Origin of the sequence: Benzoatithermus flavus (assembly GCF_037908215.1) — a bacterium.
Taxonomy (GTDB): Bacteria; Pseudomonadota; Alphaproteobacteria; order Geminicoccales; family Geminicoccaceae; genus Benzoatithermus; species Benzoatithermus flavus.
On the sequence record NZ_JBBLZC010000033.1, the window covers coordinates 16340 to 41208 of the forward strand.

General features: G+C 68.1%; 23 protein-coding genes and 1 pseudogene. 9 read left to right on the top strand and 15 right to left on the bottom strand.

Translation table 11 applies throughout. From position 1 onward, the window contains the following. The first annotated feature begins 185 nt into the window (after positions 1–185). The 7 genes and pseudogenes from mdh to U1T56_RS21515 all read left to right on the top strand — a co-directional run bounded on the left by mdh (position 186) and on the right by U1T56_RS21515 (position 8067). Entirely contained in the window at positions 186–1148 is a 963-nt protein-coding gene (gene mdh, locus U1T56_RS21485; RefSeq protein ID WP_418161557.1) for a malate dehydrogenase, read from the top strand. A 24-nt stretch (positions 1149–1172) separates the two neighbouring features. Continuing rightward, entirely contained in the window at positions 1173–2342 is a 1170-nt protein-coding gene (gene sucC / locus U1T56_RS21490) for an ADP-forming succinate--CoA ligase subunit beta (RefSeq protein WP_418161558.1), read from the top strand. 3 nt (positions 2343–2345) lie between these two features. Continuing rightward, positions 2346–3224 carry a succinate--CoA ligase subunit alpha gene (gene sucD / locus U1T56_RS21495; protein ID WP_418161559.1) on the top strand — a complete coding sequence of 293 codons (879 nt, stop codon included), beginning with the start codon at positions 2346–2348 and terminating at the stop codon, positions 3222–3224. Between the two features lie 128 nt (positions 3225–3352). Further along, positions 3353–6211: a 2-oxoglutarate dehydrogenase E1 component gene (locus U1T56_RS21500; protein ID WP_418161560.1), complete on the top strand. Its 2859-nt coding sequence runs from the start codon at positions 3353–3355 to the stop codon at positions 6209–6211. Between the two features lie 28 nt (positions 6212–6239). Beyond that, the gene (gene odhB, locus U1T56_RS21505) at positions 6240–7514 is read left to right on the top strand and encodes a 2-oxoglutarate dehydrogenase complex dihydrolipoyllysine-residue succinyltransferase (protein WP_418161561.1); all 1275 of its coding nucleotides are present in this window, start codon (positions 6240–6242) and stop codon (positions 7512–7514) included. Between the two features lie 152 nt (positions 7515–7666). Further along, a pseudogene (locus U1T56_RS21510) lies at positions 7667–7816 on the top strand (type II toxin-antitoxin system VapC family toxin); the annotation flags it as partial. 98 nt (positions 7817–7914) lie between these two features. Then, on the top strand, positions 7915–8067 hold the full coding sequence (locus U1T56_RS21515) for a type II toxin-antitoxin system VapC family toxin (protein WP_418161562.1): 153 nt from the start codon (positions 7915–7917) through the stop codon (positions 8065–8067). On the opposite strand, the gene U1T56_RS21520 is transcribed toward U1T56_RS21515, so the two are convergent. Next, complete coding sequence (locus U1T56_RS21520; RefSeq protein ID WP_418161563.1) at positions 8048–9208, bottom strand: AI-2E family transporter; 1161 nt, start codon at positions 9206–9208, stop codon at positions 8048–8050. The genes U1T56_RS21515 and U1T56_RS21520 overlap by 20 nt on opposite strands. Before the next feature lie 154 nt (positions 9209–9362). On the opposite strand from U1T56_RS21520, the gene lpdA reads away from it, so the two are divergent. Beyond that, positions 9363–10778, top strand: coding sequence for a dihydrolipoyl dehydrogenase (gene lpdA, locus U1T56_RS21525; protein WP_418161564.1), 1416 nt, complete (start codon positions 9363–9365; stop codon positions 10776–10778). A gap of 143 nt (positions 10779–10921) precedes the next feature. On the opposite strand, the gene U1T56_RS21530 is transcribed toward lpdA, so the two are convergent. From U1T56_RS21530 to capB, 3 genes are all read right to left on the bottom strand, one after another. Continuing rightward, positions 10922–12274, bottom strand: coding sequence for a purine-cytosine permease family protein (locus U1T56_RS21530; RefSeq protein ID WP_418161565.1), 1353 nt, complete (start codon positions 12272–12274; stop codon positions 10922–10924). A 73-nt stretch (positions 12275–12347) separates the two neighbouring features. Further along, positions 12348–14426: a caprolactamase subunit alpha gene (capA, locus tag U1T56_RS21535; protein WP_418161566.1), complete on the bottom strand. Its 2079-nt coding sequence runs from the start codon at positions 14424–14426 to the stop codon at positions 12348–12350. An 82-nt stretch (positions 14427–14508) separates the two neighbouring features. Continuing rightward, positions 14509–16260: a caprolactamase subunit beta gene (gene capB / locus U1T56_RS21540; RefSeq protein ID WP_418161567.1), complete on the bottom strand. Its 1752-nt coding sequence runs from the start codon at positions 16258–16260 to the stop codon at positions 14509–14511. A 247-nt stretch (positions 16261–16507) separates the two neighbouring features. On the opposite strand from capB, the gene U1T56_RS21545 reads away from it, so the two are divergent. Beyond that, positions 16508–17479: an AraC-like ligand-binding domain-containing protein gene (locus U1T56_RS21545; RefSeq protein WP_418161568.1), complete on the top strand. Its 972-nt coding sequence runs from the start codon at positions 16508–16510 to the stop codon at positions 17477–17479. Positions 17480–17500: 21 nt separating this feature from the next. Here the strand turns inward: U1T56_RS21545 and U1T56_RS21550 are convergent, their stop codons facing one another. The 11 genes from U1T56_RS21550 to rplR form a co-directional block, all read right to left on the bottom strand. After that, complete coding sequence (locus U1T56_RS21550; RefSeq protein WP_418161569.1) at positions 17501–18547, bottom strand: dipeptidase; 1047 nt, start codon at positions 18545–18547, stop codon at positions 17501–17503. Positions 18548–18679: 132 nt separating this feature from the next. Further along, positions 18680–19108: a 50S ribosomal protein L17 gene (gene rplQ / locus U1T56_RS21555; RefSeq protein WP_418161570.1), complete on the bottom strand. Its 429-nt coding sequence runs from the start codon at positions 19106–19108 to the stop codon at positions 18680–18682. A gap of 62 nt (positions 19109–19170) precedes the next feature. Continuing rightward, on the bottom strand, positions 19171–20187 hold the full coding sequence (locus U1T56_RS21560) for a DNA-directed RNA polymerase subunit alpha (RefSeq protein WP_418161571.1): 1017 nt from the start codon (positions 20185–20187) through the stop codon (positions 19171–19173). A gap of 131 nt (positions 20188–20318) precedes the next feature. Then, positions 20319–20714 carry a 30S ribosomal protein S11 gene (rpsK, locus tag U1T56_RS21565; protein WP_418161572.1) on the bottom strand — a complete coding sequence of 132 codons (396 nt, stop codon included), beginning with the start codon at positions 20712–20714 and terminating at the stop codon, positions 20319–20321. 4 nt (positions 20715–20718) lie between these two features. Continuing rightward, positions 20719–21099: a 30S ribosomal protein S13 gene (rpsM, locus tag U1T56_RS21570; RefSeq protein WP_418161573.1), complete on the bottom strand. Its 381-nt coding sequence runs from the start codon at positions 21097–21099 to the stop codon at positions 20719–20721. Between the two features lie 105 nt (positions 21100–21204). Further along, entirely contained in the window at positions 21205–21858 is a 654-nt protein-coding gene (locus tag U1T56_RS21575) for an adenylate kinase (protein ID WP_418161574.1), read from the bottom strand. Next, on the bottom strand, positions 21855–23198 hold the full coding sequence (secY, locus tag U1T56_RS21580; RefSeq protein WP_418161575.1) for a preprotein translocase subunit SecY: 1344 nt from the start codon (positions 23196–23198) through the stop codon (positions 21855–21857). Before secY ends, U1T56_RS21575 begins: the two co-directional genes overlap by 4 nt. Positions 23199–23229: 31 nt before the next feature. Then, complete coding sequence (gene rplO / locus U1T56_RS21585; RefSeq protein WP_418161576.1) at positions 23230–23709, bottom strand: 50S ribosomal protein L15; 480 nt, start codon at positions 23707–23709, stop codon at positions 23230–23232. Between the two features lie 10 nt (positions 23710–23719). Beyond that, positions 23720–23911, bottom strand: a complete 192-nt coding sequence (gene rpmD, locus U1T56_RS21590) for a 50S ribosomal protein L30 (protein ID WP_418161577.1) — start codon at positions 23909–23911, stop codon at positions 23720–23722. A 7-nt stretch (positions 23912–23918) separates the two neighbouring features. Beyond that, complete coding sequence (gene rpsE, locus U1T56_RS21595) at positions 23919–24491, bottom strand: 30S ribosomal protein S5 (protein WP_418161578.1); 573 nt, start codon at positions 24489–24491, stop codon at positions 23919–23921. A gap of 14 nt (positions 24492–24505) precedes the next feature. Next, complete coding sequence (rplR, locus tag U1T56_RS21600; RefSeq protein WP_418161579.1) at positions 24506–24868, bottom strand: 50S ribosomal protein L18; 363 nt, start codon at positions 24866–24868, stop codon at positions 24506–24508. Position 24869 lies beyond the last annotated feature (1 nt).

Consider the following 24869-nt stretch of genomic DNA (forward strand, 5'->3'; position numbering starts at 1 on the left):
GCGGCTCTACGGCCGCCCGAATCATTTTTCGTCCCGTCGATGACGTGATCCACGCGCTGATTGGACGCATGCGGGCCTCGCCGGGCCGTCGGGTGCTCGCCTTGTCCCTCGCCGGACCTGGGGGTAGATAGAGCGCCACTTCAGCCAAGCCGCATCAACCGACCAGAAGAGGGGCACGCAGTCGCATGGCTCGCAACAAGATAGCGCTCATCGGTGCCGGCCAGATCGGCGGCACCCTTGCCCTCCTCGCGGCCCAGAAGGAGCTGGGCGACGTCGTGCTGTTCGACGTGGTCGAGGACATGCCGGCCGGCAAGGCGCTCGATCTGGCGCAGACGGGCCCCGTCGAGGGCTACAACGCCACTCTTACCGGCACCAACGACTATGCCGCGATCGAGGGTGCGGACGTCGTCATCGTGACGGCCGGCGTGCCCAGGAAGCCCGGCATGAGCCGCGACGACCTGATCGGGATCAACACCGGCGTGGTCAAGACCGTCGGCGAGAACATCAAGAAGTACGCGCCCAACGCTTTCGTCATCGTCATCACCAACCCGCTCGACGTGATGGTGGCGGTGATGCAGAAGGTCACGGGCTTCAAGCCGGAGCGCGTGGTCGGCATGGCCGGCGTGCTCGACAGTGCGCGCTTCCGCCTGTTCCTCGCCGAGGAGTTCAAGGTCTCGGTCGAGGACGTGACCGCGTTCGTGCTCGGCGGCCACGGCGACACCATGGTCCCGCTCGTGCGCTACTCGACCGTGGCGGGCATCCCGCTGCCCGACCTCGTCAAGATGGGCTGGACCACGCAGGAGCGGCTGGATGCGATCGTTCAGCGCACCCGCGACGGCGGTGCGGAGATCGTGAAGCTCTTGAAGACCGGCTCGGCGTTCTATGCGCCGGCGGCTTCCGCCATCCAGATGGCCGAGAGCTACCTCAAGGACCAGCGCCGGCTCCTGCCCTGCGCCGCCTACCTCACCGGCCAGTACGGCGTGAACGGCCTCTATGTCGGCGTGCCGGTGATCATCGGCAGGAACGGCGTCGAGAAGATCGTCGAGATCGAGCTCGACGCCGACGAGAAGGCGATGTTCGACAAGTCCGTGTCGGCCGTGCGCGCGCTCTGCCAGGTCGTGAACGGGATGGGCCAGGTGCAGCTCTAAACGGCGAGCCCAGGGAAGCGACGCATGAACATTCACGAATACCAGGCCAAGGCGCTGCTCAAGGAGTACGGAGTCACCGTTCTCCGCGGCCAGGTGGCCTACACGCCCGAGGAGGCCGAGCAGGCGGCCCGGGCACTCGGCGGCCCGGTCTGGGTGGTCAAGGCGCAGATCCACGCCGGCGGTCGCGGCAAGGGCGGTGGCGTCAAGCTCGCCCGCTCGGTCGAGGAGGTGCGCCAGCTCGCCGACAAGATGCTCGGCATGACGCTGGTCACCCACCAGACCGGCCCGCAGGGGCGCGTGGTGAAACGCGTCTACATCGAGGACGGCTGCAACATCGCCCGCGAGCTCTATCTCGGTGCGGTGCTCGACCGCGCCACCTCGCGCGTGACCTTCATGGCCTCGACCGAAGGCGGGGTCGAGATCGAGGAGGTCGCGGCCAAGCATCCCGAGAAGATCATCAAGGTCGCGATCGACCCTGCCACCGGCTTCCAGTCCTTCCACGGCCGGCTCCTCGCCTTCGGTCTCGGCCTCAAGGGCAAGGAGGTCGGCAGGGCGGTCGCGTTCATGAAGGGCCTCTACCAGTGCTTCGTCGAGCGCGACGCGTCGCTCGTCGAGATCAACCCGCTCGTGGTCACGGCCGAGGGTGATCTCGTGGCGCTCGATGCCAAGATGAACTTCGACAGCAACGCGCTCTACCGCCAGCCCAAGATCATGGAGCTCCGGGACCTCGACGAGGAGGACCCGCACGAGATCGAGGCCAGCCGGCACGAGCTCAACTACATCAAGCTCGACGGCAACATCGCCTGCATGGTCAACGGCGCGGGCCTCGCCATGGCGACCATGGACATCATCAAGCTCTATGGCGGCGAGCCCGCGAACTTTCTCGACGTGGGCGGCGGCGCCACCAAGGAGCGCGTCACTGCGGCCTTCAAGCTGCTGCTTTCGGACCCCAACGTCGAGGGTGTGCTCGTCAACATCTTCGGCGGCATCATGCGCTGCGACGTGATCGCCGAGGGTGTGGTCGCCGCGGCACGCGAGGTCAACCTCAACGTGCCGCTGGTGGTCCGCCTCGAGGGCACCAACGTGGATCTCGGCAAACAGATCATGCGCGAGTCGGGCCTGCCGATCATCCCGGCGGACGACCTCGCCGATGCCGCCGAGAAGGTCGTCAACGCCGTCAAGAAGGCCGCCTGAGCGATGTCCGTTCTGATCGACGCCAGCACCAAGGTCATCTGCCAGGGCTTCACCGGTGCCCAGGGAACCTTCCACTCCGAGCAGGCCATCGCCTACGGCACCAGGATGGTGGGTGGGGTCACCCCCGGCAAGGGCGGGGAGACCCATCTGGGCCTGCCGGTGTTCAACACGGTCCAGGAGGCGCGGGAGCAGACCGGCTGCGACGCCTCGGTGATCTACGTCCCGGCCCCGTTCGCGGCCGACGCGATCCTGGAGGCGATCGACGCCGAGGTGCCGCTGATCGTCTGCATCACCGAGGGCATCCCGGTGATGGACATGGTCAAGGTCAAGCGCGCCCTCTCGGGCTCGAAATCGCGTCTGGTCGGTCCGAACTGCCCTGGCGTCATCACGCCCGGCCAGTGCAAGATCGGGATCATGCCGGGGCACATCCACCTCCCCGGCAAGATCGGCATTGTCTCGCGCTCGGGCACGCTTACCTATGAAGCGGTGGCCCAGACCACCCGCCCGGGCCTGGGTCAGTCGACCTGCGTCGGCATCGGCGGCGACCCGGTGAAGGGGACCGAGTTCATCGACGTGCTGCAGATGTTCATCGAGGACCCTCAGACCGAAGGCATCATCATGATCGGCGAGATCGGCGGCTCGGCCGAGGAGGAGGCCGCCGCGTTCTGGAAGGCTTCCGGCTGCAAGAAGCCGATCGTCGGCTTCATCGCCGGCCGCACGGCCCCTCCGGGGCGCCGCATGGGCCACGCCGGGGCGATCATCTCGGGCGGCAAGGGCGGCGCCGAGGAGAAGATCGAGGCCATGCAGGCTGCAGGCATTCGGATCGCGAAGAGCCCCGCCCATATCGGCGAGGCGATGGTCGAGGCGATGGGGGGCCGCTGAGGCGAGCCACCCCGAGCGGGCGGTCGCATAGACCGCCCGCTCGCTTCTCGAGAACGGTTCTTGGGTGAACGGCCGGTGCCGCTCCTGTCCCGCCAGGCGCGCGGCGCCCGCGAGAGGTGGTCAGGACGATGGCGAAGCGACGCGAGCTCGAGCAGACTTCCTTTCTCTATGGCGGCAACAGCTCCTTCATCGAGGAGCTCTACGCCCGCTACCTGACGGACCCGGCCTCGATCGACCCGAGCTGGCGCGCCTATTTCGACGAGCTCGAGCCCGAGAACCGGGCGCTGTTCGAGCGCGCGCGCGCCGCGGTCCAGCCCCGACCCTCGCACCTGCGCCTGGTGCAGCCGGCACCAGCGCCTGCGGCGTTCGCGGGCAGCCTCGACGAGGCGGCAACGAAGCAGCTCATCCGCGATCATCTGCGCGTGATCATGCTGATCCGTGCGTACCGCGTGCGCGGCCATCTGATCGCGCGGCTCGATCCCTTGGGCCTCACCCACAACGAGCATCATCCCGAGCTCGACTACAGGTCCTACGGCTTCACCGACGCCGACCTCGACCGCGAGTTCTATCTCGACTACGTGCTGGGCCTCGAGAAGGCCACGCTGCGCCAGATCATGGAGGTCTTGAAGAAGACCTACAGCGGCACGGTCGGCATCGAGTTCATGCACATCCAGGACCCCGAGCAGAAAGCCTGGATCCAGTCGCGCATCGAGGGTACCGGTGGCATCTTCACCACCACCGCCGAGGACAAGCGCGAGGTCCTGGAGCAGCTCACCGCCACCGAAGGCTTCGAGCAGTTCCTGCACGTCAAGTTCCCTGGCACGAAGCGCTTCGGCCTCGACGGCGGCGAGAGCGCCATCCCCGCGCTCGAGACGATCATCCGCACCGCGGCCGAGCTCGGCTGCGAGGAGATCGTGCTCGGCATGCCGCACCGCGGCCGGCTCAACGTGCTCGCCAACGTCATGGGCAAGCCCTACGCCGCGATCCTGTCCGAATTCCAGGGCAAGGCGGTGTTCGACGAGGTCCTGGGCTCGGGCGACGTCAAGTACCATCTCGGCACCTCGACCGACCGGACGCTCCCCGACGGAAAGCAGATCCATCTCTCGCTCACGGCCAACCCCTCGCACCTCGAGGCCGTGAACCCGGTCGTCATGGGCAAGGCGCGCGCGAAGCAGCGCCAGAAGGGCGACACCGAGCGTACGCGCGTCATGGGCGTCCTCCTGCACGGTGATGCCGCCTTCATCGGCCAGGGTGTCGTGCACGAGTGCCTGGAGATGATGGATCTCAAGGGCTACCGCATCGGCGGCACGATCCACGTCATCATCAACAACCAGATCGGCTTCACCACGAGCCCGGCCTATTCGCGCAGCTCGCCCTATCCTTCGGACGTGGCGCGCGGCGTTCAGTGCCCGGTGTTCCACGTCAACGGCGACGATCCCGTGGCCGTCACCCACGTCGCCCGCCTCGCGACCGAGTTCCGCCAGAAGTTCAAGAAGGACGTGGTCATCGACATGTGGTGCTACCGGCGCCACGGCCACAACGAAGGCGACGAGCCCGGCTTCACCCAGCCGCTCATGTACAAGAAGATCGCCCAGCACCCGAGCGTGCGGCAGATCTTCGCCCGCCAGCTCGAGCAGGAGGGCATCGTCCAGCCGGGCGAGGCGCAAGGAATGTACGACGCCTTCATCCGGCAGCTCGAGGCGGCGCACGAGGCCGCACGCAACTACAAGCCCAACAAGATCGACTGGCTCGAGGGTGCCTGGCGGGGCCTGCGCGCCGCTCCCATCGAGTACGAGCGCGGCAAGACCGGGGTGGCGCCGGAGACGCTGCGCGAGCTCGGCCTGAAGATGACCGACCTGCCGCCGAGCCTCAACGTCCATCCCCGCCTGAAGCGCGTCATCCAGCAGCGCCGCAAGGCGATCGAGGAAGGCCAGGGCATCGACTGGGCCACGGCCGAGCACCTCGCCTTCGCCACGCTGCTCTGCGAGGGCTTCCCGGTCCGGCTCTCGGGCGAGGACGTGGGCCGCGGCACGTTCAGCCAACGCCACGCCGTCATCTACGACCAGATGACCGAGGAGAAGCACATCCCCCTGGCGCATCTGCGGCCCGACCAGGCCTCGATCGAGGTGATCGATTCCATCCTCTCCGAGGAGGGGGTGCTGGGCTTCGAGTACGGCTACAGCCTCGCCGACCCGAACTGCCTCACGATCTGGGAGGCGCAGTTCGGCGACTTCGCCAACGGGGCGCAGGTCTACTACGACCAGTTCATCAGCTCGGGCGAGAGCAAGTGGCTGCGCATGTGCGGCCTCGTCAACCTTCTGCCCCACGGCTACGAGGGCCAGGGTCCGGAGCACAGCTCGGCCAGGCTGGAGCGCTTTCTCCAGCTCTACGCCGAGAACAACATGCAGATCGTCTACCCGAGCACGCCGGCGAGCTACTTCCACGTGCTGCGGCGGCAGCTCCATCGCGAGTTCCGGAAGCCGCTCATCGTGATGACGCCGAAGTCGCTACTCCGGCACAAGCGCTGTGTCAGCACGCTCGAGGAGCTCTCGACCGGCTCGAGTTTCCACCGCGTGCTGTGGGAGGCCCCTCCGTCCGCGGCGGACCAGGAGGTGGAGCGGGTCATCCTCTGCTCGGGCAAGATCTATTACGAGCTCCTGCAGGCGCGCGAAGACAAGGGCCTCGACAGCCAGGTGGCGCTGGTCCGGCTCGAGGAGCTGGCTCCCTTCCCGGAGGAAGCGCTCGCGGCCGAGCTGAAGCGCTATCGCAAGGACGTGCGGCTGGTCTGGTGCCAGGAGGAGCCGCGCAACATGGGGGCCTGGTTCTTCGTGGCGCCCAGGATCGAGAACCTGATGGAAGCTGCGGGCTTCGAGCAGCGGCGCCTCGCTTACGCCGGGCGGCGGCCGTCCGCGGCCCCGGCCACCGGCTACCATGCCCAGCACGAGCGCGAGCAGCGCCAGCTCGTCGAGGACGCGTTCAGCGTTTGAACCGGCATCGTCACGGGGGAGACAGGGAATGAGCATCGAGATTCGCGTGCCGACGCTCGGTGAGTCGGTCACCGAGGCCACGGTCGCGAAGTGGCTGAAAAAGGCCGGCGAGCCGGTGAGCGCCGACGAGCCGGTGGTGGAGCTCGAGACCGACAAGGTGAGCCTCGAGGTGCCGGCCCCCTCGGCGGGCGTGCTCTCGGAGATCCTGGTCGACGTCGGCAGCGACGTCTCGGTCGGCACCGTGATCGGCCGGATCGAGACCGGAGGCGCCGCCGCTGCGGCGCTGCCGCAGAAGCCTGCTGCGGCCGACGTCAAGGAGCAGGCTCTCGCCGAGGGTGACGGCCCTGCCTCGCCCATGAGCGCGCCGGCCCGGGCGATGGAGAAGGCGGAAACGCAGGCGGCCCAGCCCGGCGGTGGCGCCGCCCAGGCCGGTCCCGCCGCGCGCAAGCTCGCCGAGGAGAAAGGAATCGACCTCGCCGCGGTGACGCCGACCGGCCCCAAGGGCAACGTGACCAAGGCCGACGTGCTGACCCATCCCGCGGCCGCGAAGGCGGCCCCTGCTGCTTCTGCGCCGGCCCCCGCTCCGGCGGCACGGCCCACGGGCCGCGAGGAGCGGGTGCGGATGACCCGGCTCAGGAAGCGCATCGCCGAGCGGCTGAAAGAGGCGCAGAACACCGCCGCCATGCTCACGACCTTCAACGAGGTCGACATGACGGCGGTGAGCGAGCTCCGGAGCCGCTACCAGGACGCCTTCCAGAAGAAGCACGGCATCAAGCTGGGATTCATGAGCTTCTTCGTGAAGGCGGCGATCGAGGCGCTGAAGGCTTATCCTGCGGTCAATGCCGAGATCGACGGCGACGACATCGTCTACAAGCACTACTACGACATCGGCGTGGCGGTGAGCACCGACCAGGGGCTCGTCGTGCCGGTGGTGCGCGACGCGGATGTGCTCGGCCTCGCCGACATCGAGAAGCGCATCGCCGACCTCGGCAAGCGGGCGCGCGACGGCAAGCTCGCCATGGAGGAGCTCACGGGCGGCACCTTCACGATCACCAACGGCGGGGTGTTCGGCTCGATGCTGAGCACGCCGATCCTGAATCCGCCGCAGGTCGGCATCCTCGGCATGCACGCCACGAAACTGCGCCCCGTGGTGATGCCGGACGGCTCGATCCAGGCGCGGCCGATGATGTACTTGGCGCTGTCCTACGACCACCGGATCATCGACGGCAGGGAGGCCGTCTCGTTCCTGGTGCGCGTCAAGGAGTGCATCGAGGCGCCCGAGCGGATGCTGATCGACGCCTGAACGGATCTGTGCTGGCGGCCTTCGGGCCGCCGGCCTAATAGGAAGAAGCTGCGCAAGACGCGGGAGATCATCCCATCGATGAAATCCCTGCCCGAGCGGCGCCCCGGCTTCACCGACAAGGATCTCCACGACGACGAGGGCAACCCGGTCCTGTGATCCTCGCCGTCGACACGTCGGCCATCGTGGCGATGCTCCAGGACGAGCCGGAGGCGTTGGCGTCCGCCGAACGCCTGGCGCGGAACGAGCCGGTGATGTCGGCCGGCACGCTGATCGAGACCCTCAGGGTGCTCCGCCTGCGTCGTGGGCAGGCGGCCACCGACCGGCCCGGCGCCTCGCCGGGGCGAACGGCATCGAGATCGTCCCTGTCGACAGGCTGCAGGCCCAGCATGCGGACGAGGGCATGCGCCGCTTCGGGAAAGGTTGCGGCTCTCCGCCCGCCGTCCTCCATTTCGGCGACCTGTTCGCCCATGCGCCCGCCAGGCAGCTCGATGCTCCGCCTCTGTTCGAGGGCGACGGCTTCCGCCAGACCGACGTCAAGATCGCCGCCCTCTGACCGGCGTCGGACCCGTCCTGCCGGTAGGCGGCGAAGCGCTCGGCTCCGCCTGCCGGCTCGCCGCCACGGCCGCCTCCGGCCCGGCGATCCAGGCCTGGAACAGCCGGAACCCCAGCGCGAACACGACCGGCCCCACGAACAGGCCGATCAGCCCGTGCGCGAGCAGCCCGCCGATGGCACCCACGAACACGACTGCGAGCGGCACGCCCCCACCCCGCGCCATCAGGTAGGGCTTGAGCACGTTGTCGAGCAGCGCCACGAACAGGCACCAGACGAGGAACAGAAGTGCTGCCGGAAGCGTCGCCGTCGAGAAAACCCAGATCACGGCTCCCAGCAGCACGATCGCGGGGCCAATCTGAACGATGCAGAGCAGAAAGCAGATCAGGGTCAGGAAGGCCGCCCCGGGCACGTGGACTGCGACGAAGCCGATGCCGGCCAGCATCGACTGGACGATCGCCGTGCCGAGGATGCCGCGCGCGACGCTGCGCACCGTCCGCTCGGTGAGCTCGACCAGCTCCGGCCCACGGCTGCCGACAAGGCGGACGGACACTGCCTGCGCGAACCCGCCCGCCTCGCGGACATGGACCAGGAGGATGCCGGCGATGACGATCGCGATCAGGAAGTTGAGGATGCCGAAGCCGGCCCCGGCCACGAGCGAGACCAGCCAGCCCGCCAGCACCTTGAGCTGCGGCGTCACCTGACCGAGCGCAGTCCGCAGGTTGTCGAGGGCGAGGCGCCAGAACTCGTCGAGCGGCGGGCCGATCACCGGCCAGCCGGCGAGCCCTTCGGGCGGCGGTGGCAGGGCGATCCCGCCCTCGGCCAGCACGCGGGCGAGACTCGCCACGTTATCCACGAGCGCTCGCGAGAGCACGACCAGCGGCAGGATGAGCAGAATCAGGAGCAGGAAGCTCACCAGGAACGCCGCCAGCCGGTCGCGGTCGCCGAGATCATGGCGCAGCCGGTGATGGACCGGGTGGATCGCGACCGCGATAAGCGTTCCCCAGACGACCGGGACCAGGAAAGGCTTCGCGATCGTGAAGCACCAGAAGGTCAGGAGCAGGAGCAGCCCCACCCTGACCACCGCTTCGACGGCGACGCGCGAGACCATAAGATCGGCCGGTTGCGTGGTCGTGTCCGACATCGAGCCTCTCCCTCTTGGCTCTTCCGGCCGAGACTGCGCTTCCATGTCGTAGCCGGCAATGGGTGACCTCGTCGGCCGGTGCCGCTAGGCTGCGGCGCGATTCGGCGGCTCTCGGCCGCCGGCCAACGATGTCCTGGGTCAGGAGAACGGTTCCGTGAGTGAGGCAGCATACGATCTCGTCGTCGTCGGCGGCGGTCCGGGCGGCTACGTCGCCGCGATCAAGGCCGCCCAGCTCGGCATGAAGGTGGCCTGCGTCGAGAAGCGCGGCAGCCTCGGCGGCACCTGCCTCAACGTCGGCTGCATCCCCTCGAAGGCGCTGCTCCACTCCTCGCATCTCTACGAGGAGGCCGTGCACGGCATGGGCCGGCACGGCATCAAGATCAAGGATGTCGAGCTCGACCTCGGCGCCATGCTCGACAACAAGGACAAGGTCGTCAAAGGCCTGACTCAGGGCATCGAGTTCCTGTTCAAGAAGAACAAGGTCGATTACGTCGTGGGCACCGGCCGGATCGAGAGCCCCGGCAAGGTCGTGGTCCAGCAGAGCGGCGATGGCGGCGCCAGGGAGCTCGCGACCAGGAACATCCTGATCGCCACGGGCTCGGACGTGATGCCGCTGCCGGGAGTGACGATCGACGAGGAGCGCATCGTCTCCTCGACGGGTGCCCTCGATCTCGAGCGGGTGCCCGAGCATCTCCTCGTCGTGGGCGCCGGCTACATCGGCCTCGAGATGGGCACGGTCTGGCGGCGGCTCGGCGCCAAGGTCACGGTGGTCGAGTTCCTCGACCGCATCACGCCCGGCATGGACGGCGAGGTCGCGAAGGAGTTCCAGAAGATCCTCACGAAGCAGGGCATGAGCTTCAGGCTCGGCACCAAGGTGACCGGCGTGGACGGCTCGGGCGACCGACTCCAGGTCACGGTCGAGCCCGCAGCAGGTGGTGCCCCCGAGACCATCGCCTGCGACACCGTCCTGGTCGCGATCGGCCGGCGTCCCTACACCGAGGGCCTCGGGCTCGAGAAGGTCGGCGTACGGCTCGACAATCGTGGCCGGATCGAGGTGGACGACCACTTCGCCACGAACGTGCCCGGCATCTACGCCATCGGCGACGTCATCAAGGGCCCGATGCTGGCGCACAAGGCGGAAGAGGAAGGCTCGGTCTGCGCCGAGCGCCTCGCCGGCCAGAAGCCCCACATCGACTACGACATCATTCCGGGCGTGGTCTACACGGCTCCCGAGGTGGCCTCGATCGGCAAGACCGAGGAGCAGCTCAAGGAGGCCGGCATCGCGTACAAGGTCGGCAAGTTCCCGTTCATGGCGAACTCCCGCGCGCGCTCGGTCGGCACCACGGACGGCTTCGTCAAGATCCTGGCCGAGGAGAAGACCGACAGGGTGCTGGGTGCGCACATCATCGGCCCCGAGGCCGGGGTGCTGATCGCCGAGATCGGCATCGCCATGGAGTTCGGCGCCTCGTCCGAGGACATCGCCCGCACCTGCCACGCGCATCCCACGCTCGAGGAGGCGGTGAAGGAGGCGGCGATGGCCGCGGCGTTCGGCAAGCCGATCCACCTCTGACCCGCCCGCAAGCGGCGCTCCCCTCCGGGCGGCGCCGCTTGCCGCCGGCGTGGCAGATCCGGCTTCCTCCCCGCCGCTTCCGCAACGGGAGCGACCGCCCGGCCTAGGTGATCTCGGCCTGCTCGCCGTCCTATCTTCGAGGCTTACGCCGTTTCGCCGGCGAGCCGGCCGCGCCGCGCCTTGCTGCGGAGCAAGAGGTAGACGAGACCCGCGACGACGGCGGTGGCCGGGGCCGAGAACCCGGCGAAGGAGCCGCCCGCCTCGAGCAGCACCACGCCGACGGCAGCCGCGGCGAACCAGGCGATCAGGCCGTTCGGGTCGAAGGCCGGGACCCGGTCGCTGCGGTACTCGACGACCCCGCCATCGCGCGTGAGCAGGATGTGCCCGAGCGCGATCGCCACCCAGGCGACGACGAAGATCCCCTGGTAGGCCAGGGCCTGGAGAATCCAGCCGAACACGTCGGCCAGCATCAGCCCGTAGACGATGGCACCGACCACGACCGCCCAGACGATCCGGCTGAAGCTCAGCCCAGCCACGAGCTGGAAGAACGATTCCATGTTGACGGCCGCGAGATAGAAGTTCGCAGTGTTGATCCGGGTCTGCGTGACCCAGACGAAGACGAGCCCCCAAATCCCCATGAGCTGAAGGAGTGCCAGCACCACCGAGACCTCGCTCAAGGCTCCCTCGGTCGGGATCGAGCTCGCGAGGAAGATGCCCGCGACACCGTTCAGGAAGAAGGTGACGAGATAGAACGGCATGCCGAAGTTGAAGCGGGCGTGGTAGTCGGCATCCTCCTTGCGGCCGAAGCGGGCGTAGTCGAACGTGTACATCATGAGAATCCACACCCCCATGAAGTAGACAAAGCAGCTCCACCAGCCGTTCGCAGGCGCGCCACCGGCCGGACCCATGTCGAGCCAGGCGTGGCTGTAGCCGTAGGTGGCGATGGTGAGGACGATGGCGGCGAGCAGGCCGAGCGCGTAGAACGGCAGCAGCACGCCGTTCAGCTTGTCGAGCCAGTGCTGGATGCTGCCGAAGATCAGCGCCACGCTGTAGAGCACCACGACGAGCGCCGCGAGCTCGTAGCCGAGGCTCGGAAAGACGTGGCTCAGGGCGACGGCGATCACCGAGCCCTCGAACACGGCATAATAGGTCGCGGTCGCGAAGAAGATCAGGGTCGCGATCGCAGCACCGATATTGCCGAACAGCACGCGCGAGAACAGTGCCACCGAGAGGCCGGTGCGGATCGCGTAGCGGCTGAGCACGCCGTTGATGAGCCCGTAGGCCACAACCGAGAGCGCCATGCCGATCATGGCGTTCCTGGCGCCGAAGTTGAGCGCCAGCGTGGCGGCGACGACAATGTAGAACATGGCGCTGCACACGGCCCACCAGGCCATCGTCAGGGCACCTTTGGGCATCCGGCCGTCCGGCGGCACGGCCGCCGAAGCGTAGTCGAGATCGGTGGAGGCACCCTTACCGTCGGTCACGGTTCCAGCCATGGCATTGCTTCTCCCTGATCGGGGCGCCGGTTCGGCACCCCATTTGGTTGTCATCCCGAAAAAGCTGCCCGCTTCAGGCAGAGGAGCCGGTCAGGACGTAAGTGCCGCGCTCGTCGAGGCGGGCGGTCCAGCCCGGCTCGAGCACGATGGTCGTGGTCGGCTCCTCGATCACGGCGGGCCCGGCGATCACGGCCTCCGCACCCAGCTTCGCTCCGTCGTAGACCGGTGCGGTGATGGCGCTGCCGGAAGCATCGAAGATCATCTCGCGCCGGCCTTTGAGCGCCGCCGGGTCGCCGCCGCGGGCGATGCGCGGCGGCTGCGGCTTGCTCACCCGACCGAAGAAGGTGCTCTCGATGTTGACCACCTCGATCGGCGTCCTGGGCTCGGCATAGGTGTAGAGCTCTTCGTGCCGGCGGTGGAACGCCGCCTTGACCTCGTCGATGGTCGAGGCGTCGATCCGGAAGTTGCCGATCTCGACCGTGCACTCGTGGACCTGGCCGACATAGCGCATGTCCATGCTGCGGCGGATGGCGATCGTCTCCTCGTCGAAGCCGTCCCGCTCAAGATACGCCCTGCCCTCGGCCTCGATCTCGGCGAAGAGCGCGTCGATGCGGGCGAAGGCCTCGTTGCCTTCGAGGCGCAAGGGGGCCGTCGCCATGTGGTTGTACTTCACGTCCGAGATGATCTGGCCGAAGGCGCACAGGCCCGAGGCGAGCTTGGGCACCAGCACCGTGCCGATCCCCATCTCGCGCGCGAGGGCCGTGATGTGGGCGGCAGTGGCACCCCCGGCCGCGACCAGGACGAAGTCGCGCGGGTCGTAGCCGCGCTCGACCGAGACGCGGCGGATGCCGTTCACCATGTTGTTGTTGACGATGGTGAACATGCCGTAGGCGGCGCGCTCGACCGAGATGCCCAAGGGCTCGGCGATGCGGCGGCGGATGGCCTCCACGGCCTGGTCGCGATCGAGCGCCATGCGCCCGCCGAGCAGCCCTTCGGGGCTGACATAGCCCAGGACCAGGTTGGCGTCGGTGACGGTGGGTTCGGTGCCGCCTTTGCCGTAGCAGGCGGGACCGGGCACCGCACCGGCACTCTGCGGGCCGACCTGCAGGAGGCCCAGCTCGTCGATCCAGCCGATCGAGCCGCCGCCGGCACCCAAGGTCTCGACCTGGATCATCGGCACGCCGATGCGGTAGCGTAAGAAATCGGCGTTCTTCTTGATGTTGGTGACACCGTCCTTCACCAGCGTGATGTCGAACGAGGTGCCGCCCATGTCGACGGTGATGACGTTCCGAGCATCGAACGGCTCGGCCACGTAGAGCCCGGCCTGGGGTGCGGAGGCCGGGCCGGAGTTGATGGCGTAGACCGAGCGGTCGGCCATCACCGCCCCGGTGGCGAGGCCGCCGTTGGACTGGAAGTAGCGCACGGGCTGCTTCGCCCCGAGATCGCGGAAGAACCGGTCCACGCGCTCGACGTAAGCCTTCATGATCGGCCCGAGATAGGCGTTCACCACCGCGGTCGAGGTGCGGGTATATTCCCGGACCTGTGGGTAGAGCTCGGAGCCCACGGTGACCGGCACGTCCGGCAGCATGGCGCGGACGATCTCGGCCGCACGGCGCTCGTGGGACGGATCGAGCACGGACCAGACGAACGAGATCGCGACCGATTCCACGCCCTCGGCCCGGAACAGCTCGCAGGCTTCGCGCACGTCGCTCTCGTGGAGCGGGATCCGCACCTCGCCGGTCGAGAGCACGCGCTCGCGGATCGGCCGGCGCCGATGGCGCGGCACCAGCATGGTGGCCGGGGGATATTCGGGGTCGTAGCGGTGGCCGTCCTCTTTGTGGCCGAGGCGGATCTCGAGGCTGTCCTCGTGGCCGGCGGTGCAGAGCAGGCCGACCTTGGCCCCTTTGTGCTGGATCAGGGCGTTGAGGCCCACCGTGGTGCCGTTGATGCAAAGATCGCTCTCGGCCACGATCTCGGCCGGGGTGAGGCCGAGATCGTGGGCGATCAGCTCGAGGCCGGCGGCGAGCGCTCGGGTGGGATCGTCCGGGGTCGAGGGGGTCTTGTAGAGGCGGACATTGCCGGCGTTATCGGCGAGGACGAAATCGGTGAAGGTGCCGCCGGCATCCGCACCCAGACGGTACTTGCTGCGCATGTCTCTCCTCCTGCCCCGCGCGGGCGAGCAGCGGGGCGGTCGGCTCGATGATGGAAGGTCGGGAAAGGGCGCTTTTCGGGGCTCAACCCCGCAGCCGCCGTAGGGCCTCGGTCGCGGCGTGGTCGACGGCGAGCGTCGTGGCGTCCGCGATCACGACGCCGTAGTCGAGGCGCGCACCGTCGAGCGAGACCAGCCCGGCGCGCACGTCGGTCACCACCTTCTCGATCGGACGCTCGTACGGGTTGCCGTAGCCGCCGCCACCGGGATTCATGTTGGCGGCGCGCTCGCCGGGCCGGATGGTCTCGATGACGTTGCGCTTGACGACCTCGGTGCGACCGCCGCGCGTGATCTCGAGCCGGCCCACCTTGGGCTCGATCAGCGCCGAGCGGGCGCCGGCGGCTCCCATCGCCGGGATGCGCCGGCCCTCACCGAAGGTGATGAACCGCATCGGCCGGTCGAGAGGCTCGACTTCCCAGCAGGTACCGGAGCCGCCGCGGAACTTGCCGGCCCCGCCGCTGTCGGTCATGAGCGCGTAGCGGTGGATGATGATCGGGTACGAGTATTCGAGCAGCTCGATGTCGCCCGATTCCAGAGCACCGAAGCAGCATTCCGGCCCGCAGGCGTGCCAGCCGTCCTGGTGCGGAGTGGCGCCGGCACCCGAGATGATCGAGGCCAGCACCATCGTCACGTACTCCTCGTCGTGGCGCGTGTCCCAGCCGGCGATGTTGCAGCCGTTGGCATGGCCCCAGGATGCGCTGACCCGGGCGGGAGCCGCCTGCTCGAAGGCGAGGCGCACCGCGTCGGTGAGCGTCTCCATGGGTGTCGTCGTGCAATTGACGTGGGGTGCCGGCTCGTGCGCGTTGCACAAGGTGCCCTTCTCGCCCATGTCGACCGTGACACAGCGATAGAGGCCTTCGTTGTAGGGCGGCGGCACCTGGGCGAACATCATCAGGCCCAGATAGACACCGGAGTAGGAGTTCCCCTCGTAGGAATTGATGAAGTAGGGCACCTGCGGCGGGCTGTCGATGCGGATGTGGCAGCTATCGCCCGCAATGGTCACGGTCGCTGTGATCGCGAAGTCGCCGAGCCCGTGACCGGCATCCTCGAGAATGGCGGTACCCTTGTAGGTGCCGTCGGGAACGGACGCGATCAGGGTGCGCATGTGCCGGTCGGCCATGGCGAGGAGCTCGTCGATGCAGGCCCGAGCCTCCTCGACGCCGTACTTGTCGAGGAGCGCTATGAGGTTGCGCTCGCCGACCTGCACGGCACCCAGCATGGCGTTGAAGTCGCCTTCCTGGTTGCGGCGGGCGCGCATGTTGGTGAGGAGCAGGTTCATGACGTCGTAGCGCTCGACCCCCTTGTCCCGGATCTTGACCGGGGGGATGCGCAGGCCTTCCGCGTAGATCTCGGTGGCGGCCGGGTTGTAGCCCGCCGGCACCGGCCCGCCGATGTCGGTGAGGTGACCCTTGCACACCGTCCAGAAGACGAGCTCGCCTTTGTAGAACACCGGCTTGTACATGCAGGTGTCGATGATGTGCGAGCCGGCGTAGGCCGGGTCGTTGTGCAGGATGACGTCGCCTTCGTGGATGTCGTCGCCGAAGAAGCGCGCCACGGCCTTCATGGCCGGGATCAAGGAGCCGAGATGGATCGGGATGTCCTGGCCCTGCAGGATCATCTCGGGCACGTGGTTGAACAGCGCGTTGGAATAGTCGTGCGCCAGATTGAACACGCTCGAGCGCGCGGTCTTCTCGAGCGCCACCGTCATCTCGCGCTGGGTGGTCTCGAGCACGCCGCGCACCACGGAGAGCGTGATCGGGTCGACTTGCCGTCGCATCGCCTGATGCCTCCCGATGATCGTGGCCCGGCCCGAAAGCCGGCCGATGTTTCGTGGAGGTGGAGCATGAGCGCGCGACCGGCCCTGCGTCTTGACGCTGCGCGCAGAAAAACTCGACGCGGAGCGCAGATCGGGGCGGTAGATGAGGACAGCCGCTTGCCAGGCAATGCCGTCCCGACGCATTCTCGCGGCGGATCGATCAGGGGGGAGGCGATCCCGGCTACAAGGGCCGGGCCGCTCGGGAGCGATGGCGTCACCGCTTCGTACCGCCGGCATACCTCGGGGCCAGCGCGCGGCGCGCTGGTCGGAGATCATTGCCGCCACCTATTTCCCGCTCGATCTCGGCTTTCCGGCCCCCGAGAGCTTCGACGGCACGCTGGTCGCCTGGGAGCTCGGCCCGGCCTCGCTCTCGCGCCTGACCTCGGACCCGCTCACCTACCGGCGGCGGCGTCACCATCTGGTGGCGGAGACCGGCGAGCAGTATCTCGTGACCCTGCCGGCCGGAGCGCCGGTCAGCTTCGCGCAGTGCGGGCAGGACGTGTGCTGCCTGCCCGGCGGCTTCATCATCGAGCGCAGCCACGAGCCCTACGAGTTCAGCTACGCCGAGCCCAACGACCTGTTCGTGCTGAAGGTGCCGGGATCGCTCCTCGGCGAGCGCCTGCGCCGCCCCGACCGGTTCTGCGCCCTCGAGTTCGACGCCACCACGGGCGTGGGTGCCTTCTTCGCCGACATGCTGCGCCTCGTGCCCAAGCGGCTGGATGCGGCCGATGCCGCCATGCTCGACACGGTGGGGCGGCAGCTCGTCGATCTTCTGGCCCTCGCCATCGGCGGCGATCCGCGCGTGCTCGCGAGCAGCGCCAGCACGGTGCGCGAGGCACACATGGCGCGGATCGAGGCCCATATCCGTCAGCATCTCGGCGATCCCGACCTCTCGCCCGAGCGGATCGCGCGCGCCTGCGGCATCTCCACCCGCTATCTGCACGATCTCTTCCGCGACGCCGGCCGCACGGTATGCGGCTTCGTGCGCGAGACCCGCCTGCGCGCCGCCGAGGCCGCGCTGCGCCAGCCCGCCAACCGGCGCAGCATCGCCGAGATCGCCTATACGTGCGGCTTCAGCGACCAGGCGCAGTTCGCGCGCCAGTTCAAGAGCCTGTTCGGCCTCACGCCGCGCGAGGTCCGTGCCGCGGCGATCACCCGTGCCCTCGCCGGCCGCTGCTGAGCGCTGGCCGGATCGGACCCCTCACCCGCCCCAGGTGCGCTCGAGGACGCGCAGCCAGTTCTCGTGCGCGAGCTTCGCGAGGCTCGGCTCGTCCCAGCCGCGGGCGCGCAGATGGTCGAACAGACGCGGCAGGCCGGCGGCGTCGCGAATCGCGACGGGCACGGTGCAGCCGTCGAAGTCCGAACCCAACGCCACGCCGTCGATGCCGAGGCGATCGACGAGACGGTCGAGATGGTCGGCGAGCACGTCGAGCGGTACGTCGGGATCGTCGCGGCCGTCGGGGCGCAGGAAGCCGGCGGCGAAGTTGAGGCCGACCAGGCCGCCGCTCTCGCGGATCGCGTCGAGCTGGCGGTCGGTGAGGTTGCGCGAGGCCGGGCACAAGGCATGGGCGTTGGAGTGGCTGGCGACCAAAGGAGCCGTGCTCAGCTTCGCCACGTCCCAGAAGCCCTGCTCGTTGAGGTGGCTGAGGTCGACGACGATTCCGAGCTCGTTGCAGGCACGGACCAGCGCCTTGCCGGCCTCGGTGAGGCCGGGGCCGGTGTCGGGTGAGCTCGGGAAGCGGAACGGAACGCCGTGGCCGAAGACGTTGGGGCGGCTCCAGACCGGCCCGAGTGAGCGTAAGCCCGCGGCATGGAGGACCTCGAGCGCCTCGAGCTCGGGATCGATCGCTTCCGCCCCCTCGATGTGGAAGACGGCGGCGAGCCGGCCCGCCGTCATGGCGGCGCGGATGTCGGCGACGCTGCGGCAGACGGAAAGGGCACCTGCGCGCTCGAGGCGGCGCAGGCGGGCGGCGAGGGCGAAGGTGACGCGCTGGGCGTGCTCGAGCGAGGGTGTGCGGCCCTCGGCGGTATAGCCGCGGACACCGGTGGGCAGGCCCGCGCCGGCCGGGCGGACGGACGGCACGAAGCAGGCGAACAGGCCACCCTTGAAGCCGCCGGCGCGTGCCCGCGGCAGGTCGATGTGACCGGCCCCACTGCCTTCGACGAAGCTCGTGAGCGGCAGCTTCTCCTGAAAGAGGCGCAGCAGCGTGTCGTTGTGGCCGTCGAAGACGGCGATCGGGTTCGGCATCGTGACCTGGGCTCTCGTGGCTCGTCCGAGGGCAAGCTAGGCGGTTCGCGGTGAAAAGCAAAAGGGGCGCCTCGCAAGGCACCCCTTCGCCGAAAGCTGTCCAGATGCGGCGGCTCTTCGGCCGTCCGGGGCTCAGGCGACGGCCTGCGCCTCGACCTCCTCATGGACCTCGACCGGGCCGCTGTCCTGGCCCTTCGCGTTCACGTCGCGATCCACGAGCTCGATCACCGCGAGCGGCGCGTTGTCGCCGTAGCGGAAGCCCGCCTTCAGGATACGGACATAGCCGCCGGCGCGGTCCTTGTAGCGGGGGCCGAGGACATCGATGAGCTTCGCTGCGGTCGCCTCGGAGCGGGTGCGGGCGATCAGGAGGCGGCGGGCGTGCAGGTCGCCGCGCTTGCCGAGCGTGATGAGCTTCTCGACCACGGGCCGGAGATCCTTGGCCTTGGGCAGCGTGGTGACGATCTGCTCGTGCTTGACGAGGGCCTGGGCCATGTTGGCGAACATGGCCTGGCGGTGGCTGTGGCTACGGCTGAACCGGCGGCCGCGCTTGGCGTGACGCATGACAGGTGCTTCCCTCTCGTCCGGCCGGAGGTCTTCGCGACGGCGGCCGGGCTATCGTTGGCTCAATAGGGTTCCTCGACCTTGCGGGCGAGCTCCTCGATGTTCTCCGGCGGCCAGCCCGGCACCTCCATGCCGAGATGCAGCCCCATCTGCGACAGCACCTCCTTGATCTCGTTCAGGGACTTGCGGCCGAAGTTGGGCGTGCGCAGCATCTCCGCTTCGGTCTTCTGAACGAGATCGCCGATGTAGACGATGTTGTCGTTCTTGAGGCAGTTGGCCGAGCGGACCGAGAGCTCGAGCTCGTCGACCTTCCGCAGCAGGTTCGGGTTGAACGGCAGTTCGGGCCGCCGCTCCTGCGGCTGGGCGAGGTGCGGCTCCTCGAAGTTGATGAAGAGCTGGAGCTGGTCCTGCAGAATCCGGGCAGCGAGGCCCACCGCGTCGTCGGGCGCCACCGAACCGTCGGTCTCGACCTGAAGCGTCAGGCGGTCATAGTCGGTCTGCTGGCCGACACGCGCATTGTCGACCTTGTAGGCCACCTTGCGCACCGGGCTGTAGATCGCGTCGATGGCGATGAGGCCGATGGGCGCGTCCTCGGCCTTGTTCATCGAGGCCGGCACGTAGCCCTTGCCGAGCTGGACCGTCATCTCCATCGAGAGCTTGCCGCCCTTGTCGACATGGCAGATGACGTGGTCGGGATCCATGATCTCGACGTCGTGGCCGGCTTCGATCATGCCGGCCGTGACGATGCACGGGCCCTCGACCTTGAGATGCATGCGCTTGGGCACATCGCTGTGCATGCGCAGGCCGAGCGCCTTCAGATTGAGGACGATGTCGGTCACGTCCTCGCGCACGCCGGGGATGCTCGAGAACTCGTGGAGCACGCCGTCGATGTGAATCTGGGTGATGGCGGCACCCTGGAGCGACGACAGCAGGACGCGCCGGAGCGCGTTGCCCAGCGTGATGCCGAAGCCGCGCTCCAAGGGCTCGACGACGATGGTGGCCTCGCGATCGGGCCGACGGCCGGGCTGCACGTCGAGCCGCTGCGGCTTGATCAGGTCCTGCCAATTCTTCTGGATCACGGATCTTCCTCGCTATCGCCAGCGATTGCGAACGGGGGACACAGCGGCGTCAAACGGCAAGAGGCCCAAGGGTGCCGCGAAGCACCCCAGGCCTCCCTGCCCTTAAGGAGCTTGCGCCGGGTGCTCGGCGCTTACACGCGGCGCCGCTTGCGCGGCCGGCAACCGTTGTGCGGGATCGGGGTGACGTCCTTGATCGAGGTGATCTGGAACCCGACCGCCTGCAGCGCACGGAGCGCCGACTCGCGGCCCGAGCCCGGCCCCTTCACCTGCACCTCGAGCGACTTCATGCCGTGCTCGGCAGCGCGGCGGCCGGCCTGTTCGGCCGCGACCTGCGCCGCGAACGGGGTACTCTTGCGCGAGCCCTTGAAGCCCTGCGAGCCCGCCGTCGCCCAGGCGATCACGTTGCCCTGGACGTCGGTGATCGTGATGACGGTGTTGTTGAACGACGCCATCACGTGGGCCACGCCCGCCGAGATGTTCTTGCGCTCGCGCCGACGCAAGCGCTGGGTGTTGTCGGTAGCTGCCATCTCTTTACTTCTTCGTCGCCTTCTTCTTGCCGGCGATCGGCCGTGCCGGACCCTTGCGCGTGCGCGCGTTGGTGTGCGTGCGCTGGCCGCGAACCGGCAGGCCCTTGCGATGGCGCAGACCACGGTAGCAGCCGAGGTCCATCAGCCGCTTGATGTTCATCGCGACCTCGCGGCGGAGGTCACCCTCGACCTTGTACTCGCGGTCGATCTTCTCGCGGATGCGGTTGATCTCGGCATCCGTGAGCTCGTTCACGCGACGCTCGAACGGAACACCGATTTCCGAGAGCAGCTTCTTCGAGTTGTGGGGCCCGATCCCGTAGATGTAGGTGAGCGCGACCCACACCTGCTTCTGGCTCGGGATGTTGACACCCGCAATACGCGCCACGTCCTTCTCCTCAATCTGCGCCAATACACACGGCGCGTCCGGTCCGTCGCCGTGGACCGGCTCTGCGAAGCGCCGGGATTATAGGCACCGAACCTCTAGTGTCAATCAGGCCGCCGCATCCAGCGCTCGCCGGATTGCCGCGGTCACCTCCTCGATGGACGCCATGCCGTCGACCGTGCGCACCAGGCCCTTGGCCCGATAGTACGGCAGGAGCGGTGCGGTCTGCGCCTCATAGGCGGCAAGGCGCTGCTTTACCGTCTCGGCATTGTCGTCCTTGCGGCGCACGAACTCGGTGCCGCCGCATTCGTCACACACGCCGGGCACCTTGGTCGGCTTGAACTTGTCGTGGTAGCCGGCACCGCACTTCGCGCACGAGAACCGGCCGGCGATCCGCTCGACCAGCGCTTCGTTGTCGACCCGGATCTCGACCACGGCGTCGAGGGCGAGGCCTCGCTCGGCGAGCATCCGGTCCAAAGCCTCGGCCTGCGGGATCGTCCGCGGGTAGCCATCCAGGATGAAACCGTTGACGCAGTCGGGCTGGTCGATCCGCTCGGCCACGATCCGGTTGATGATCTCGTCGGAAACGAGCTTGCCCGCTTCCATGACCGCCTTCGCCTCGCGCCCGACCTCGGTACCCTTGGCGACGGCCTCGCGCAGCATCTCACCCGTGGAAAGCTGCGGAATCTTGTAGGTGTCCTTGATCCACTGCGCCTGCGTGCCCTTACCCGCTCCGGGCGGCCCGAGCAGAATCAGCCTCATCCCCTTCTCCCTCTCAAGCGGGCCTTCTTGATCAGCCCCTCGTATTGATGCGCAATCAGATGGGACTGTATCTGCGCCACAGTGTCCATCGTGACCGACACCACGATGAGGAGGCTGGTGCCGCCGAAGTAGAACGGGACGGAGTACCGCGCGATCAGGATCTCGGGCAGGACGCAGACGGCTGCGAGATAGATGGCGCCGATCGTGGTCAGGCGCGTGAGCACGTAGTCGAGATACTCGGCCGTGCGCTGGCCGGGGCGGTAGCCCGGCACGTAGCCGCCGTGCTTCCTCAGATTCTCGGCCGTCTCCTGCGGATTGAAGACGATCGAGGTGTAGAAGAAGGTGAAGAACACGATGAGTGCGACGTAGATCGCGATGTGCAGCGGCCGGCCGTAGCCCAGGGACGCCGTGATCGCGACGAACCAGTCGGGGCCGGCCCCGCCCGCGAAGCCGCCGACGGTGGCGGGCAGGAGGAGGAGCGAGCTCGCAAAGATCGCCGGGATGACGCCCGAGGTGTTGAGCTTGAGCGGCAGATGCGAGCTCTCGCCGCCGAAGATGCGATTGCCCTGCTGCCGCTTCGGGTACTGCACGAGGATCCGGCGCTGCGCCCGCTCGAAGAAGACGATGAGCGCGATGACCGCGACCGCCATGACGAGGAAGAAGACGATGAACAGCGGCGACATGGCGCCTGTGCGGCCGAGCTCGAGCAGGCTCACGAGCGCGTGCGGCAATTGGGCGATGATGCCGATGAAGATGATGAGCGAGGTGCCGTTGCCGATGCCGCGGGCGGTGATCTGCTCGCCGAGCCACATCAGGAACAAGGTGCCGCCCACGATCGTGATCACGGTCGTGATGCGGAAGAACCAGCCCGGATCGATCACGGCGGAGCCGGAAGGTCCGCTCATGGCCTCGAGCCCGACGGCAAGGCCCCAGGACTGGAAGGCCGCCAGCAGCACCGTGAGGTAGCGGGTGTACTGGTTGATCTTCTTCCGCCCGCTCTCGCCCTCCTTTTTCAGGGCCTCGAGCTGCGGCGAGATCGCCGTCATGAGCTGGAGGATGATCGACGCCGAGATGTAGGGCAAGATGCCGAGCGCGAAGATCGACATGCGCGCGAGCGCACCGCCTGCGAACATGTTGAACATGCCGAGGATGCCGCCGCGCTGCTGCTGGAAGATCTGCGCCATCACCTCGGGATCGATGCCCGGCAGCGGGATATAAGTGCCGATACGATAGACGACGAGGCAGCCGAGCGTGAACCACAGGCGCTGCTTGAGCTCCGTGGCCTTGCTCAACACGCCGAAATTGATGTTGGCGGCGAGCTGCTCGGCTATCGACGCCATTCGGATCTCCCCTTCGCTGCCGCGGTGCCGCTCACGCCTCGGCCGAAGCCGCGCCGAGCACCACGACCTTGCCGCCGGCCTGCTCGACCGCGGCAATAGCCCCCTTCGAGGCGCCCACGACCTCGACCGTCACCGCGGTCTTGAGCTCGCCCTGCCCCAGGAGCCGGATGCCGTCGAGCGCACGACGGACGAGGCCGGCGGCGATCAGCGCCTCGGCATCGATGGTCTTGCCCGCGTCGAGCTTGCCGGCTTCGATCGCGGCCTGCAGCCGGCCGACATTGACCTCGGCATAGTTCGGACGGGTCGGATTCTTGAAGCCGCGCTTGGGCAGACGCCGGTAGATCGGCATCTGGCCGCCCTCGAAGAAGCGGGGCTTGGGGTTGCTCTTGCGGGCCTTCGCACCTTTGTGGCCCTTGCCCGACGTCTTGCCCAGGCCCGAGCCGATGCCCCGCCCGAGGCGCTTGCCGGACGGCCGAGCACCCGGATTGTCGCGGAGTTCGTTGAGCTTCATCGGCGGATACTCATTCGCTCTCGACCTGCTCGACGCGGAGCAGATGCTTCACCTTCTCGATCCGCCCGCGATTGGCCGGGGTGTCGGCCAGCACGCGGGAGCGGTGCAGCTTGTTGAGTCCCAGAGCGATCAGCGTGCGCTCCTGGATCTCGGGGCGCGCGATCGGGCTCTTGATCTGGGTGACCTTCAGCTTCGTCGCCATGATGTGCTCACTCCGCCCGGGCCTGCGGCTGGGCCGTGGCCTCGGCAGCGTCACGGCGGCCCAGGATGTCGGCCACCTTGCGACCGCGCTTCGCGGCCACCGCACGCGGGCTCACGACGAGCCCCAGCGCGTTGAAGGTCGCCTTGACCATGTTGTGGGGGTTGGTCGAGCCGAGCGACTTGCCGACCACGTCCTGGATGCCCAGTGCCTCGCACACGGCGCGCATCGGGCCGCCGGCGATGATGCCGGTGCCCGGAGGAGCCGTGCGCAGGAGCACCCGGCCGGCGCCGAAATGGCCGATGACGTCGTGGTGCAGCGTGCGGCCCTGGCGCAGCGGGACGCGGATCATCGACCGCTTCGCCTGCTCCGTCGCCTTCCTGACCGCCTCTGGCACCTCGCGGGCCTTGCCGCTGCCGTAGCCGACCCGCCCCTTACCGTCGCCGACGACGACCAGCGCGGAGAAGCCGAAACGGCGGCCGCCCTTCACCACCTTGGCGACACGGTTGACGCTCACCAGGCGATCGATCAGCTCGCTGTCCTGACGGTCGTCCGCGGCCCTCTCGCGACCTTGGCGTGCCATGGATTTTCCTCGTCCTAGAACTGCAGGCCGCCCTCGCGGGCGCCATCGGCAAGGGCCTTGACCCGGCCGTGATACTTGTAGCCGCCGCGGTCGAACATCACCGTCTCGATGCCCGCAGCCTTGGCGCGCTCGGCGAGCAGCAGGCCCACGCGATGCGCCGCGTTCTTGTCCGCCCCGGTCTTGAGTTCGCCACGCAGGGTCTTGTCCAGCGTCGACGCCGCGACGAGGGTCCGGCCCTCGGCGTCGTCGATCACCTGGCCATAGATGTGGCGGCCCGAACGAAACACGGACAGCCGCAGACGGCCATTGCCATTCACCTTGAGGGCGTAGCGCACCCGGCGCCGCCGCCGCTCGAACCGCTCAGCAGCCTTGACCATG

Coding starts and splice junctions, on each gene's coding strand:
- U1T56_RS21575 (WP_418161574.1), bottom strand. CDS start 21,858: ATGAGGCTGATTCTGCTCGGGCCGCCCGGAGCGGGTAAGGGCACGCAG.
- U1T56_RS21515 (WP_418161562.1), top strand. CDS start 7,915: ATGCGCCGCTTCGGGAAAGGTTGCGGCTCTCCGCCCGCCGTCCTCCAT.
- rpmD (WP_418161577.1), bottom strand. CDS start 23,911: ATGGCGACGAAGCTGAAGGTCACCCAGATCAAGAGCCCGATCGCGCGC.
- odhB (WP_418161561.1), top strand. CDS start 6,240: ATGAGCATCGAGATTCGCGTGCCGACGCTCGGTGAGTCGGTCACCGAG.
- capA (WP_418161566.1), bottom strand. CDS start 14,426: ATGCGCAGCAAGTACCGTCTGGGTGCGGATGCCGGCGGCACCTTCACC.
- rplQ (WP_418161570.1), bottom strand. CDS start 19,108: ATGCGTCACGCCAAGCGCGGCCGCCGGTTCAGCCGTAGCCACAGCCAC.
- sucC (WP_418161558.1), top strand. CDS start 1,173: ATGAACATTCACGAATACCAGGCCAAGGCGCTGCTCAAGGAGTACGGA.
- sucD (WP_418161559.1), top strand. CDS start 2,346: ATGTCCGTTCTGATCGACGCCAGCACCAAGGTCATCTGCCAGGGCTTC.
- rplO (WP_418161576.1), bottom strand. CDS start 23,709: ATGAAGCTCAACGAACTCCGCGACAATCCGGGTGCTCGGCCGTCCGGC.
- U1T56_RS21520 (WP_418161563.1), bottom strand. CDS start 9,208: ATGTCGGACACGACCACGCAACCGGCCGATCTTATGGTCTCGCGCGTC.
- secY (WP_418161575.1), bottom strand. CDS start 23,198: ATGGCGTCGATAGCCGAGCAGCTCGCCGCCAACATCAATTTCGGCGTG.
- rpsE (WP_418161578.1), bottom strand. CDS start 24,491: ATGGCACGCCAAGGTCGCGAGAGGGCCGCGGACGACCGTCAGGACAGC.
- U1T56_RS21550 (WP_418161569.1), bottom strand. CDS start 18,547: ATGCCGAACCCGATCGCCGTCTTCGACGGCCACAACGACACGCTGCTG.
- U1T56_RS21545 (WP_418161568.1), top strand. CDS start 16,508: ATGGCGTCACCGCTTCGTACCGCCGGCATACCTCGGGGCCAGCGCGCG.
- mdh (WP_418161557.1), top strand. CDS start 186: ATGGCTCGCAACAAGATAGCGCTCATCGGTGCCGGCCAGATCGGCGGC.
- rpsK (WP_418161572.1), bottom strand. CDS start 20,714: ATGGCAGCTACCGACAACACCCAGCGCTTGCGTCGGCGCGAGCGCAAG.
- capB (WP_418161567.1), bottom strand. CDS start 16,260: ATGCGACGGCAAGTCGACCCGATCACGCTCTCCGTGGTGCGCGGCGTG.
- U1T56_RS21500 (WP_418161560.1), top strand. CDS start 3,353: ATGGCGAAGCGACGCGAGCTCGAGCAGACTTCCTTTCTCTATGGCGGC.
- rplR (WP_418161579.1), bottom strand. CDS start 24,868: ATGGTCAAGGCTGCTGAGCGGTTCGAGCGGCGGCGGCGCCGGGTGCGC.
- U1T56_RS21530 (WP_418161565.1), bottom strand. CDS start 12,274: ATGGCTGGAACCGTGACCGACGGTAAGGGTGCCTCCACCGATCTCGAC.